Genomic DNA, 13,496 nt, shown 5'->3' with positions numbered 1-13,496 from the left:
GAGCACGGCCGTGACGACCATGTGGACCCGGCAGGCGATCGACGCCGCGATCGACCGCCGCGCCCAGGAGCGCTCGGGGGTTTCGGCGGGTCTGCTGGAACTGGACGACCATCCGGGCCGGCGGCTGCTGGACGGCGCGCAGCTGTCCGGTGCCACGGCTCAGGCCTGGGGCAAGGCCTCGGCCGAACTGGCCGGGCTGTGGACGGTCTTCGAGGCGTACCAGAAGGTGCTCGACCGGGTCGTGGCGATGCGCGGCGGCCCGAAGACCCGGCTGGGGGACCGGGAGCTGGCGGCCATGGCCGACCTGCTCACCGGCCGCTCGGTGGCGCTGCCCCGGCAGGCCGTGCCGTTCGAGCGGCGCGGGCTGCTGGACCCGGCCAGCACCCAGGACCTGCTGACCCTGGACGAGGCCGTGGAGTCCATGACCCGGACCTACGACGTGGTCAAGCGGGTCGCGGTGGACGCCGAGAACGCCTGGAACCGGCTGCTGGAGCCGCTGGACGAGCTCCAGGCCCGGGCCCGGGCCGCGCGCGGCACCGCCGACCGGGTCGGCGTGAGCGCCGATCCGGTCTTCGACCGGTTGGCCGGGATCCAGGCCCAGACCTCGGACCTGCGGCGCCGGGCGCTGTCCGACCCGCTCGGCATGGTGGCCGGCGGGACGGACACCCCGGCCCGGGTGGCGCGGCTGCTCGCCGAGCTGGCCGGGGTGCAGACCGAGCTGGACCAGGCGCTGGCCGCCCGGACCGAGTTCGACCAGCGGCTGGCCGCCGTCCAGGACGTCATAGCGCTGATCGCCGGGGCCGAGGCCGAGGCCGAGCGGGTGCGGGCCGAGGTGCGGGAGAAGATCACCGCGCCGAAGCTGCCGCCGGCCTCGGCGGCCGCGGCGCACCTTCGGGGCAAGGTCGACGAACTGCTGCGGGAACGGTCCGGGCAGTCCTGGACGTTGCTCGGACGGAACCTGTCGGCTCTGGAGAAGAACAGCAGCGTGATCCTGGAGAACGCCCAGAAGCGGGTCGGCGAGATCCGGGCGCCGCTGGACCGGCGCGACGAGCTGCGCGGGCTGCTGGAGGCCTACCGGGCGCGCGCCGCCCGCCACGGGATCGCCGAGACCCCGGCGCTGACCGCCGCGCACGGGCTGGCGCGGGACCTGCTGTGGTCCGCGCCGTGCGACCTGCGCGGCGCCGAGGCCGCCGTCCGCCACTACCAGGCAGCCGTGGGGGCGTCGCTGCCGAGCATGTCATAGGTCTGGTGTCCACTGATGTCGAGGACGACCAGGGCCACCGAGGATCGGTACAGGACTTCACACAGGGCTCCACGAGAGTTCTACAGGGGAGAGGGAAAGACCAGTGACCGCCTGTCTTGAGCCGGGCTGCGACGGGACCATCGACGCCGACGGCTACTGCGACACCTGCGGCACCGCCGCCGCTCCGGCGGCGGCGCGGCCGGCAGCACCGCGCGCCGGGGCCGGCCAGGCCTCGTCGCGCACCGCGAACTCCACGCGCACCAGCGCCACGCGCTCCACGTCCACGTCGGCCTCCAGCCGCAACTCCACCTCGGTGTCCAGCCGCACCCGCGGCTCGCGCGGCGGCAGCACCGGCCGCTCGCGCCGCGGCAACCTCGGCGCCGGGCTGATCGAGGTGCCGCCGGTCCCGGCCAAGGACCCGATGACCGAGATCATGGTCAACCCGCAGGTGCCGGAGGGGAAGCGGTTCTGCTCCAACTGCTCGGCGCCGGTGGGCCGGGGCCGGGACGGCAACCCGGGGCGCACCGAGGGCTTCTGCCGCAAGTGCCGGACCGCGTTCTCCTTCGAGCCCAAGCTGAAGCCCGGCGACAAGGTCGGGCAGTACGCGATCCTGGGCTGCATCGCGCACGGCGGTCTGGGCTGGATCTACCTGGCCAAGGACGAGAACGTCTCCGACCGCTGGGTGGTGCTCAAGGGCCTGCTGGACTCCGGCGACGCCGACGCGATGGCCGCCGCGGCCGCCGAGCGCCGGTTCCTGGCCGAGGTGAAGCACCCCTCGATCGTGCAGATCCTGAACTTCGTGCAGCACCCGGACGCCGCCACCGGCGCCCCGGTGGGCTACATCGTCATGGAGTACGTCGGCGGCAGCTCCCTGAAGCAGATCCGGGCCGACTACCGCGACCCGGCCGGGCAGGCGGGCCCGCTGCCGGTGGCGCAGGCCATCGCCTACGCGATCGAGATCCTGCCCGCCTTCGGCTACCTGCACAGCCTGGGCCTGGTCTACAACGACTTCAAGCCGGACAACATCATCCAGGACGAGGAGCAGCTCAAGCTCATCGACATGGGCGGCGTGATCCGGATGGACGACGAGGACTCCGCGATCTACGGCACCAAGGGCTACCAGGCCCCGGAGATCGCCGAGGAGGGCCCGACGGTCGAGTCCGACCTGTACACCGTCGGCCGCACGCTGGCCGTGCTGACCTCGCTGGACTCCCGGACCTACCAGACCACCTATCTGAACAAACTGCCCACGCCGGCCGAGGTGCCGCTGTTCGGCCGGCACGAGTCGTTCTACAAGCTGCTGCAGCGCGCCACCGACCAGGACCCGGCGATGCGCTTCGGCTCGGCCGAGCAGATGGCGCAGCAGCTGACCGCGGTGCTGCGCGAGGTGCTGTCGCTGGAGGAGGACAAGCCGCACCCCGGCGCCTCGGTGATGTTCGGGCCCGAGGTCCGGGTCCCGAGCACCACCGCGTCGGTCCCGGACGTGCGCGAGGTGGTGCGGGCGCTGCCGGTGCCGCTGGTGGACCGCGAGGACGCCGGCGCGCAGTTGCTGGCGGGCCTGGGCGCGGTGGATCTGGTCGAGCAGCGGTTCGCCCTGGAGAGCTCGCCGCTGTCGGCCGCCTCCCAGGAGATCCAGCTGCGCCTGGTGCTGGTCGCCACCGCGGAGGGCGACTTCACCGTGGCCACCCAGCGCCTGGACGACTTCGAGAACGCCAACGGCGGCGACTGGCGCACCTTCTGGTACCGCGGCCTGATCCAGCTCGCCGCCGGCCGGACCGGCGAGGCGGCGCGCATGTTCATGGCGGTCTACGACGCGCTGCCCGGTGAGGCGGCGCCGAAGCTGGCCCTGGCCGCCTGCGCCGAGCTGCAGCAGGACTACGCCACCGCGAGCCGCTACTACGACATGGTCTGGCGGACCGACCCCGGCTATGTCAGCGCTGCCTTCGGCCTGGCCCGCGCGCTGCTGCAGACCGGGCAGCGGGACGCGGCGGTGCGCGCCTTCGGCGCCGTGCCGCAGACCTCCACCCACCACACCGCCGCCGCCGAGGCCGCGCTGCGCGCCCTGCTGGTGGACCGGGACCGCGACCTGACCGGCGCCGACCTGGCCGACATCGACCTGCGCTACGCCTGGCTGGCCGCCCGGCTGGACCCCGAGCACGCGAACTGGCTGGCGCTGGACGTGTTCAGCGCCGCCGGGACGCGCCTGGGCGTCCAGACCCCGGCCGACCTGCGCCCCGGGCAGAAGCTGATCGACCGCAAGGTCGACGACCGCTCGCTGCGCGAGGGCATGGAGCACGCGTACCGCTCGCTGGCCCGGCTGGCCACCGACCGGGCCAAGCGCGTCGAGCTGGTCGACCAGGCGAACGCCGTGCGGCCCAGGACGCTGACGTGACGATCGAGACCGCCGCCGCGGCCGCCCTGGGGAGCCTCCCGGGCGTGCCGTCGGCCTCCCCAGAGTCCAGAGAGGCGGAGCCCGCCATGCCGTTGCAGCTGACGTGTCCCAACTGCGGGGCCACGGACCTGGTGATGGAGGCCGGCGCCCGGTTCTGCGAGGGCTGCGGTTACGGCGTGGACGAGCCGCGGACCGGGGACGAGGAGCCCTCGGAGTACCTCGGCCCCAAGCCGTGCGTCTCCTGCGGCGGCACCGAGATCGACGACGAGGGCTACTGCACCGACTGCGGGGACCTGCAGCCGCGGCGCCGCGACCGGATGGAGGTGGATCTCACGATCGTGGCCGGCATCAGCGACCGCGGCCTTCGCCACCACCGCAACGAGGACTCCATGGCGCTGCGCCCGGCCCTCGGGCTGGACGGCGAGAACCTGGTGGTCGCCGTGGTCTGCGACGGGGTCTCCACCTCCGAGCGGCCCGACGAGGCCTCGGCCGCGGCGGTCTCGGCCGCCGCCAAGCTGCTGCTGACCGCGATCGCGGCCGGCCTGCCGGAGCCGGCCGGCGGGTCCGCGCCGCGCTACGCGCACAGCGAACCGGTCGAGACCGCGGTGATGGCCACGGTGCCGCAGGTCCCGGCCGACGACCCCGAGGGCCGCGAGGGCCGCAAGGGCCCCGAGGTCCCCGAGGTCCCCGAGAGCCCCGAGGGTCCCGGCGTGCCGGCGGCTTCGGGACCGCTGCCCGCGGACCTGCGCCTGATCTCCCGCTACGCCGTCGCCGACGCCGACCGCGCGGTCGCCGACCTGGCCCGCGACGCCGACCACGGCAACCCGCCGGCCTGTACCTACGTCTCGGCGATCGTCGGGCAGGAGGTGACGGTGGCCTGGCTCGGCGACAGCCGCGCCTACTGGCTCGACGAGCGCGGCACCTCCCGCGCGCTGACCAAGGACGACGCCGAGGAGGGCTCGCACGCCATCGAGGCCTGGCTCGGCGCCGACTCCGGCACCCCCGAACCGCACCTGGCGCGCTTCACCCCGGACGGGCCCGGCGCCGTCCTGGTGTGCAGCGACGGCCTGTGGAACTACGTGGAGAAGGCCGTGGACCTGGCCGGGCTCGCGCTGCCCGAGGCGCTGACGGACCCGTTCGGCGCGGCGGCGCGGCTGGTCAAGAAGGCCCTGGACTCCGGCGGCCACGACAACATCACCGCCGTACTCGTTCCCTATCCGGTTCAGGCACCCGCCGAACCGTCCGCATGACAGGAGCATGTCAGCAGCCATGAGCCAGTACCCAGACTTCGCCTTCGAGATCAACCAGAACGAGTTCCTGGCCGCCGGCGCGCGTGAGGTGCACGCGGTGGTCACGCTGACCGCGACCGCGGCGGCCGGGGGAGCACCGGCCCCGGCCGCGGCCTCCTACGGGGCTCCGGCCTCGGGCACGGAGAACGTCGAGGTCATCATCATCGACTGCTCGGGGTCCATGGACTACCCGCGGACCAAGATGATGGCGGCCAAGGAGGCCACCAAGGTCGCCATCGACACCCTGAGCGACGGCGCCTACTTCGCGGTGGTGGCCGGCACCGAGGGCGCGCGCGTGGTCTACCCGACCGGCGGGCAGCTGCTGCGCGCCGACTACCAGAGCCGCGCCGCGGCCAAGGACGCGGTCGGGCGCCTGCACGCCAACGGCGGCACCGCGATGGGCCGCTGGCTGGCCCAGGCCGGCCGGATCTTCGACACCCACCCGCACGCGATCAAGCACGCGATCCTGCTCACCGACGGCAAGGACGAGTCCGAGACGCCGGCGGACCTGGCGCGCGCCATTCAGTCCAGCGTCGGCAACTTCACCGCCGACTGCCGCGGCATCGGCGAGGACTGGGAGCCCAAGGAGCTGCGCAAGATCGCCGACGCGCTGCTGGGCACCGTGGGCATCATCCGCGAGCCGGCCAAGCTGGCCGACGACTTCCGCGAGATGATGGTCAACTCCATGGGCAAGGAGGTCGCCGACGTCGCGCTGCGGCTGTGGGCGCCCAAGGGCGCGACCGTCCGCTACGTCAAGCAGGTCAGCCCGAACCTGGCGGACCTGTCCGGGATGCGCGTGCCCGGCGACAACCCGCTCACCGGCGACTACCCGACCGGCGCGTGGGGCGCGGAGACGCGCGAGTACCACGTCTGCGTCGAGGTCGAGCCGGGCAACATCGGCCAGGAGAAGCTGGCCGGCCGGGTGCAGCTGGTGGCCAAGGACGCCGGCGGCGCCACGCTGTTGGGCGAGGGCAAGATCCGCGCGGTGTGGACCGAGGACACCGACCTGTCCACCCGCATCAACGGCCGGGTGGCGCACTACACCGGCCAGGCCGAGATGGCCTCGGCCATCCAGGAGGGCCTGGACGCCCAGGCCGCCGGAGACCTGGACACCGCCACCGCGCGCCTGGGCCGCGCCATGGACCTGGCGGTGGAGTCCGGGCACGAGGACACCGTGAAGATGCTGCGCAAGGTGACCGAGGTCGACCCGGCCACGTCCAAGGTGCGGGCCAAGGCCAAGGTGGACAAGGGCGACGCGATGGAGCTCGAGGTGGACTCCACCAAGACCGTGCGCGCCAAGCGGAACTGAGATCTGGCGGGGGTGCTGAGGATGGCGACGGTGGACAAGCCGCGGCGGCGTGCCGCGGCCGGCGTTGAGGCGGGTGGACGATGATGGCCCAGTGTCCGGACGGACACCAGTCGGTCGCGACCGACTACTGCGACGAGTGCGGCCTGTCGATCGGCACGCCGGCGCACGCGGCCGGGGGTTCGTCCCCGAGCGGCGGCGGCGCGCCGAACTACGGCTCGGCCGGCGAGCCGTGCCCGAACTGCCTGCTGCCCAGGCAGGCAGGCGACACCTTCTGCGAGGGCTGCGGGTTCAACTTCGCCGACGAGCAGACCGGCAAGACGGTCGACCAGCCGCAGCTGGACATCGAGGCCGAGCTGCGCAAGGCGGAGAAGGCGCAGCGGGAGGCCGAACAGCGCGAGGCCGAGCAGCGGGAGGCGGAGCGCCTGCGCAGCGGCTCGGGCCAGAACGGCTCGGCGCAGACCGGATCTGGACAGACCGGCTCCGGCCAGAGCAACTCGGGCCAGACCGGATCGGGCCGGTCCGGCTCCAGCCAGACCGGCGGCCCGGTGAACCCCGGTCCGCAGACCGACCCGGACTCCGACCCGCTGGCCCGGACTGTCACGTCCGATCCGACCGGTATCGGCGGCGCCGCCTCCGGGAGCACTGCGCAGTGGATCGCGATCGCCAGCGCCGACCGCGCGTACTACGACGCCGTGGTCGCCGAGGGCGAGATCGACCCCAACGCCTACCCCTTCCCGCCGTACTGTCCGGAGCGCCAGTTCGAGCTCAAGGGCGACACGGTGCGCATCGGCCGCACGGGCAAGCGCGGCACCGTGGACATCGACCTGACCGGCCCGCCGACCGACCCGGGGGTGTCGCATCTGCACGCGGTGCTCCAGCACCGCCCGGACGGCGGCTGGCAGGTGGTGGACCTGGAGTCGATGAACGGCACCGTGCTCAACGACGACACCGCCCCGATCCCGGCGAACCAGGCGTTCCCGGTCGAGGCCGGGTACCGGATCCACGTCGGGGTGTGGACCACGCTGACGCTGATCCAGCTCGACTGAGCCGGCCGGCCCGCGCGGGAGCGCGGGGAGCCCGGCCGAACCACGACGGCCCCCGATACGTGCCAAAAGTGGAGGTTCGAAACCTCCACCTGCCGTAAGGAGGCACGATCATGGTCAAGCCGGGTATCCCCCGCACCGCGCGTGTCGCCGGGGCGGTGTCGGCGGTGGCGCTGCTGGCACTGGCCTCGGCCTGCTCGTCGTCGTCCGGCAAGAGTTCCTCGGCCTCGAGCACGCCGTCCACCCCGCCGAGCATGTCCAGCACCACGGGCACCACGGTGAACAGCGCCACGGTCGGCGTCAACGGGACGCAGACCGTGGTCCTCACCGCACCGGACGGCCACACGCTCTACTACTTCACCCCGGACACCGCCGGCGGCATGCCGACGTGCACGGGCAGCTGCGCCGCGGTCTGGCCGGGACTGAAGGCCGCCACTCCGAGCGCGGCCACCACCGTCACCGGCAAGCTGACCGTCTCGAACGGCCAGGTCGTCTACAACGGCCACCCGCTGTACGAGTACACCGGTGACAGCGCTGCCGGCCAGGCGAACGGCGAGGGCAGCGGTGGCACTTGGTACGTCGCCACCCCGGCCCTGGCCGTCGGAGCCGGAGCACCCGGCTCGATGCCGTCCAACCCGAGCAGTCCTCCGAGTTCCAGTTCTGGTGGCGGTGGCGGCGGGTACTGAGCTCCAGCCGACTATTGCTTGTCGCGCTTGCGGATGGTGTCCACCCACAAAGCGGCCCCTCCGGCCGCCGCGAGCACGATCAGGATGATCCCGAAAACGGTCCCGTTCATGGAAAACAGCGCTCCCCTCTCGCTACCGAACCAAGGTAGCGACAGGGGAGCGTGAGAGCGAGAGACCTTTGGGTTAACGGCTGTATACGGCCACGAAGTCGCGCTCCTCGGTGGAGAAGTACCGCTGCCCGGTGCGGGCGAAGTCCAGCAGCTTCGTCGGGACCGGGTTCGTCGGGTCCTTACTGCCGTCGTAGGTCATGTAGGACACCCACTCCGGGTTGATGTCCAGCTCCATCCCCCGGACCGCGCCGGCCCGCTGCAACAGCTCGGCCAGGGTCGGCACGGACAGCGCCGGGCCCATCGCGTAGACGATGCTGCCGTCGGCGGTGATGCCGATCCCGGAGCGCCACACGAAGTACGCGTTCTTGATGGTCACGCCCCACAGCTTCTTGTCGTCGCTGTTCACCTGCGGGTTGATCTGGCCGTTGTCCACCAGCAGCTGCAGGTTCTGCCGGACGCCGACCACGTTCGGGTCCATCTGGAAGCCCGCGCCGGAGTTCCAGGACCCGACGTTCATCGTGCCGTCCTTGTAGAACACCTCCGAGGCCGCGCCCGGCATCAGGGTGCCGTAGGTCTTGCCGTTGAGGTAGAAGCCGCCGTGCGCGTCGTTCGGGTTCAGCAGGAAGGCGCCGTTCCACGTCGCGATCAGGTTCTTGAGCTGGTCGCCGGCCAGGTGGTCGGTCTGGCTGTAGCCGGACGTGCCGGGCTGCTGGGAGCCGGGGTGCAGGATGAAGCTGGCGTGCTTCTGGTCCATCCACGCCACCGCCGACAGGTACTCCAGGTGCTGCGGGTCCGAGCGCAGCTTCGCGATCTGGATCACCGGGGCGCCGTTCAGCACCACCGCCGGCTGCCAGTCGCCCTCGCCGGGCGCCGGGTTCGGCACGAACGGCTTCATGGGCGGCAGCAGGTGGTCGTTCTTGGCCAGCGTCGGCGTCGCCGACGGCGGGGCCAGGTCGGCCAGCTGCTGCGGGGACAGGTTGCCGCCGGTCTTGGGCTTGTTGTTCTGGTACTGCTGGTTCTCCATCCAGGACACGGCGAAGCCCATGCCCTTCCCGCGGGCCCACTCCGCGATCCGCGCCTGGTTGCTCATGTTGCCCGGGGCGCTCAGCGCGCCGTAGAGCGAGTAGCTGGTCAGGAACAGGAATATGGCCATGACGCCGGCCACGCCCCGGAATATGAGTTTCCGGCGGCGGCGCTGGGCCGGGGTCAGCCGGTCCTTGCGGCGCGAGCCGGCCCGCCGGCGGCCGCGGCCCCCGCGCTCGCCGGACTCCGCGAGGTCGTCCTCGTCCTCGCCGTCGGGGCCGAAGCCGTCTTCGTCGTAGCCGTCGGGGCCGTAGCCGTCCTGGTGGCTCGAGGAGTACTCCGCCGGATGAAGATCCTCAGGGTGACGGAGTTCCTCAGGGTTTTGAGGGATCCGGCGCCGCGTGCCGCGCGGGATGTGGGTCTCGTCCAGCGAGCCTATGTCCTGCGCCGCCCGGTCCACGCGCTGGTAGCTCGGGCTCTGCTGGTAGCTCGGCGCCTGCTGCTGACGGCCGGCCTGCTGGCGGCCCGGGGCCGGCGGCTGGCCCGGCTGCGGGTAGCCGTTACGCGGGTGCTCCGGCCGCTGCTGGTAGCTCGGGTCGCGAGGATCGCGGGGATCGCGCTGCTGGTAGCCGGGATCACGAGGATCGCGCTGCTGGTAGCTCGGATCGCGCGGATCACGCTGCGGCGGCTGCTGCCCGGCCCGCGGGTCCCGGCCCTGCGGGTACTGCGGAGCCTGGTTGTAGTCGTCCCACGGCGTCCGCGGCTCGGCCGGAGGGCCCTGGCGCGGGTCCTGAGGGGGCCGGGGACGCGGTACGTCACGGCTGCGGGGCGGTCCCTGCGGCCGGTCCGGCCGCGGAGGTACCCCGCGTCCCGGATAGCCGTCGCCGGTCCTTCCCGTCGGTGCCGGTGTCATCCACAATCCTCTCGCTCCGGTCCCCGATCCAGCCTCAGAGTATGGCCATTCATTGATGGCCACCGCCAGCTTGCTGGAATTGCCCGCCGGTCCTCAGACGCTTACACCGGGGTACGCGGTTGCGATGAAAATGGGTGAAACGGCGTGTCCTACATCACGCGCGAACGCAGTCGGCGCAGCATACGGGCATCGGCGAAGCCCACAGCGCGCGCGGCCGCCTCGACCGTCGCGCCGTGCCCGATCAGATTCTCGGCGCGCTCCACCCGCAGCGTTTGCTGGTAACGCAACGGAGTCATGCCTGTGCTCTCCACGAATTGCCGCGTCAAAGTACGCTCGCTGACGCCGCCGGCGCGCGCCAGATCCGCCAGCCGCAACGGCTCGGCGTAGGCCGCGTCGATCCGGTCCTGCGCGCGGTGCACCGCGTCGCGCAGATGCCAGCGGTGCCGCAGCATCGCACTGTCCTGGGACTCCTCGCCGGAGCGGCGCGCGTACACCACCATCTCGCGGGCGATCTTGGCCGCGGCGGCCGGGCCGTGGCGCTCGGCCACCAGGTGCAGCGCCAGATCGATGCCGCTGGCGATGCCGGCCGAGGTCACCACCCGGTGGTCGGTCACGTAGACCACGTCGCGTTCGACCCGGGCCCGCGGGTAGCGCGCGGCGAGTTCGTCCTGCAGATCGTGGTGCGTCGTGCAGCGCCGGTCGTCCAGCAGCCCGGCCTGGCCCAGCACCTCGGCGCCGGAGCAGACGCTGGCCACGGTGCCGCCGGCGGCGTGGTGCTCGGCCAGCCGGCGCAGCAGCTCCCGTCCCGGGCGCGGGCTGCCCTTGAGGCTGGGCGAGCGCCAGCCCGGGACCACGACCAGGTCCTCCGGGCCGGCGCCGGGCCACTCGGTCTCGGCGCGCAGCCGGACGCCCTGCGCGCTGACGATGTCCTCCTGCTCGGCGTAGTACCGCAGCTCGTACGGGTAGCCGCAATCGTCCGCGGTGGAGAAGGCCTGCGCCGGACCCGACAGGTCCAACAGGTGCAGGCGCGGGATGAGCAGGAAGACGACCCTCACAATCCGGTCAGCCTACCGGGACCGCGGCCGCGGTGCCCGCGCCGACCGCGCCGACCGCGCCGACCACGCCGTCCACCGTCGCGATGGTCGCGAAGCGGTGCGCCAACGCGAAGACGGTGCGCTCCACGACGGCCGCGGCCGGCAGCGCGCGCGGGTCGGCCTCCAACTCCTCGGGGGTCGGGTCCTGCGGCCCGTCCGGGTGCGGGATCGGGTTGGTCGCGGTCGCGTCCACCACGAACGTCACCTGGTAGCCCAGGTCGGAGCCGACCCGCGCGGTGGTCTCGCAGCACTGCTCGGTGCGGATGCCGCAGATCGCCAGCTCGGTCACGCCGTGCTCGGTGAGCCGCTGCTGCAGGTTGGTGGTGGTGAACGCGTTGTGCGAGGTCTTGCGGACCTCGATGTCGCCGGCGGCCGGCTCGCGCAGGCCGTCCAGGTAGCGGACGTGCCCGGAGGCCGGGTCGAAGGCGGTGCCGCTGCCCGGCTCCTCGTGCAGGACCCAGACCACCAGGTCGTCGTTGGCGCGGGCGTGGTCCACGAGGCGGTTGACGTCGTCGGCGATGTCCGGGTTGTCGATCAGCCGCCAGATCGGGCGGGCGCGGAAGGACTCCTGGACGTCGATGATGATGAGGGCTCGCTGTGTCATGCCTCCATGATCGGCGCCCGGGCCGGCGGACGGCAGACCCGTTCCGGCCTCGATACGGAACGATCCGGTCACACCGGCGGCGTCCTTCGCCGGCGCGGGAGACCGCGCCGGAGCGCCCGGCCAACATCTGCGGCTCAACAGCGGTTCATCGTGAAGACGCTTTCAAGGGCTTGATTACGCCCGACTATGTCCGCTTTTGAGGGGATCCCGAGATGACGGTTCGATAACTGGTCTATACCTGAGGCTCCTCTGGTCTATACCGCCGGGCCAAAGGTGATTAGCGTGTCCCAGCGTCACGACCTGAAGTCCCCAACCCTCACCCTTCCTACAAAGGTGGATCCCAGGTGAAGCGTCTCGTCACTATCGCCGCGACCGGTCTGGCCGCGGCTCTCGCCCTGTCGGCGTGCTCGTCCAGCAAGTCCTCTTCCAGCTCGTCCTCGTCCTCCGGCGGCAGCTCCTCCAAGCCGGTGACGATCACGCTGCTCGCCCCGAACTACGGCAGCACCGACAAGGACGACACCAAGCTGTACTGGACTCAGATCATCAACGACTTCCAGGCCAAGTACCCGAACGTCAAGGTCAACCTGGAGATGGCGACCTGGGACAACCTGGCCACCAAGCTGACCACGGCGCTGCAGAACAACGACGCGCCGGACCTGTTCGAGGGCGGCGGCTACGCCGACGTCGCGGCGCAGGGCCTGCTCTACAAGGCCTCGGACATCGTCTCCCCGTCGACCCTGTCCAACCTGATCCCGCACGTGGCCCAGCTCGGCCAGACCAAGGGCCAGGACGGCAGCCAGGCGCAGTACGGCATACCGTTCACCACCTCCACCCGCGCGTTCTTCTACAACACGCAGCTGTTCCAGCAGGCCGGCATCACCGCCGCGCCGCAGACCTGGGCCGACGTGGCGGCCGACGCCGCCAAGATCAAGGCGCTGGGCAAGACCGGCTACGGCCTCCCGCTGGGCTCGGAGGAGGCGCAGGCCGAGACCTACCTGTGGACCCTGGGCAACGGCGGCGGTTACAAGGACTCCTCCGGCAAGTGGGCGATCAACTCGCCGGCCAACGTCCAGACCTTCCAGTGGCTGACCGACAACCTGGTCAAGCCCGGCCTGACCGAGCCGGACCCGGGCACCAAGGACCGCACGGACCTGTGGAAGGACTTCGCGGCCGGCAACATCGGCATGCTGAACGGCTCCCCGGCGCTGGTGCCGATCCTCAAGGAGGGCAACATCGGCGACAACTGGAAGTCCGCGCAGATCCCCGGCAAGTCCGGCCCGGTGTCCTCCCCGCTGGGTGTCGCCGACTTCATCGAGGCCTTCAACACCCACTCGGACCACAAGACCGCGATCGGCGAGTTCCTCGACTTCGCGCTGCAGAAGAAGTACCAGGAGCAGTTCGACAACGAGTACGACCTGCTGCCGGCCACCCAGGACGCGGCCAGCGACCTGTCCGGCTCGAACCCGACCCTGAAGCCGTTCATCGACGCGCTGCCCTCGGCCGCCTGGTACCCGAGCTCGGACCCGAACTGGGACCCGGCCTCGCAGAAGGTCAAGGACATCGTCGGCAAGGCCGTGACCTCCGACCCGAAGGGCGTCCTGGACCAGATCCAGGCCGTCGCGACGGCCAGCAACTAAGGCAGTACGGGACGTCCCAGCGATGACGACGCACACAGAGCGGGGGGGGGGGGGGCCGCCCCCCCCCCCCCCCCCCCGCGGGGGGGGGGGGGGGGGGGGCCCCCCGGCCGGGGGGGGGGCCGCGGCGGGCGGGGGGGGGGGCCGGCGGGCGGG

The 13,496-nt window shown here is 72.1% G+C and carries 10 protein-coding genes; 7 read left to right on the top strand and 3 right to left on the bottom strand.

The features are described from left to right. Positions 1-10: 10 nt before the first annotated feature. The 6 genes from ABH926_RS27880 (at position 11) to ABH926_RS27855 (ending at position 7,962) form a co-directional block, all read left to right on the top strand. Entirely contained in the window at positions 11-1,243 is a 1,233-nt protein-coding gene (locus tag ABH926_RS27880; RefSeq protein ID WP_370368771.1) for a hypothetical protein, read from the top strand. Between the two features lie 103 nt (positions 1,244-1,346). Then, on the top strand, positions 1,347-3,635 hold the full coding sequence (locus ABH926_RS27875; protein WP_370368770.1) for a tetratricopeptide repeat protein: 2,289 nt from the start codon (positions 1,347-1,349) through the stop codon (positions 3,633-3,635). Beyond that, positions 3,632-4,885 (top strand): protein phosphatase 2C domain-containing protein, encoded by a 1,254-nt coding sequence (locus ABH926_RS27870; RefSeq protein WP_370368768.1) that lies wholly within the window; start codon positions 3,632-3,634, stop codon positions 4,883-4,885. Before ABH926_RS27875 ends, ABH926_RS27870 begins: the two co-directional genes overlap by 4 nt. A 19-nt stretch (positions 4,886-4,904) precedes the next feature. Continuing rightward, complete coding sequence (locus ABH926_RS27865; RefSeq protein WP_370368767.1) at positions 4,905-6,233, top strand: VWA domain-containing protein; 1,329 nt, start codon at positions 4,905-4,907, stop codon at positions 6,231-6,233. 80 nt (positions 6,234-6,313) lie between these two features. Next, positions 6,314-7,279 carry an FHA domain-containing protein gene (locus tag ABH926_RS27860; RefSeq protein ID WP_370368766.1) on the top strand — a complete coding sequence of 322 codons (966 nt, stop codon included), beginning with the start codon at positions 6,314-6,316 and terminating at the stop codon, positions 7,277-7,279. A gap of 110 nt (positions 7,280-7,389) precedes the next feature. After that, a complete protein-coding gene (locus ABH926_RS27855) occupies positions 7,390-7,962 on the top strand; it encodes a hypothetical protein (RefSeq protein WP_370368765.1) in 573 nt (190 codons plus the stop codon). A gap of 183 nt (positions 7,963-8,145) precedes the next feature. On the opposite strand, the gene ABH926_RS27850 is transcribed toward ABH926_RS27855, so the two are convergent. The 3 genes from ABH926_RS27850 to ABH926_RS27840 form a co-directional block, all read right to left on the bottom strand. After that, the gene (locus tag ABH926_RS27850) at positions 8,146-10,008 is read right to left on the bottom strand and encodes a phosphodiester glycosidase family protein (protein WP_370368764.1); all 1,863 of its coding nucleotides are present in this window, start codon (positions 10,006-10,008) and stop codon (positions 8,146-8,148) included. 149 nt (positions 10,009-10,157) lie between these two features. Beyond that, positions 10,158-11,066 carry a GlxA family transcriptional regulator gene (locus ABH926_RS27845; RefSeq protein ID WP_370369012.1) on the bottom strand — a complete coding sequence of 303 codons (909 nt, stop codon included), beginning with the start codon at positions 11,064-11,066 and terminating at the stop codon, positions 10,158-10,160. A 4-nt stretch (positions 11,067-11,070) separates the two neighbouring features. Beyond that, the gene (locus tag ABH926_RS27840) at positions 11,071-11,706 is read right to left on the bottom strand and encodes an isochorismatase family protein (protein ID WP_370368763.1); all 636 of its coding nucleotides are present in this window, start codon (positions 11,704-11,706) and stop codon (positions 11,071-11,073) included. Between the two features lie 344 nt (positions 11,707-12,050). On the opposite strand from ABH926_RS27840, the gene ABH926_RS27835 reads away from it, so the two are divergent. Continuing rightward, a complete protein-coding gene (locus ABH926_RS27835) occupies positions 12,051-13,343 on the top strand; it encodes an extracellular solute-binding protein (RefSeq protein WP_370368762.1) in 1,293 nt (430 codons plus the stop codon). The last annotated feature ends 153 nt before the right edge of the window (positions 13,344-13,496 follow it).

The sequence above is a fragment of the Catenulispora sp. GP43 genome (genome assembly GCF_041260665.1).
Classification (GTDB): domain Bacteria; phylum Actinomycetota; class Actinomycetes; order Streptomycetales; family Catenulisporaceae; genus Catenulispora.
Note: the sequence above shows the minus strand (reverse complement) of the source record. Positions and strands in the feature narration are given on the sequence as shown.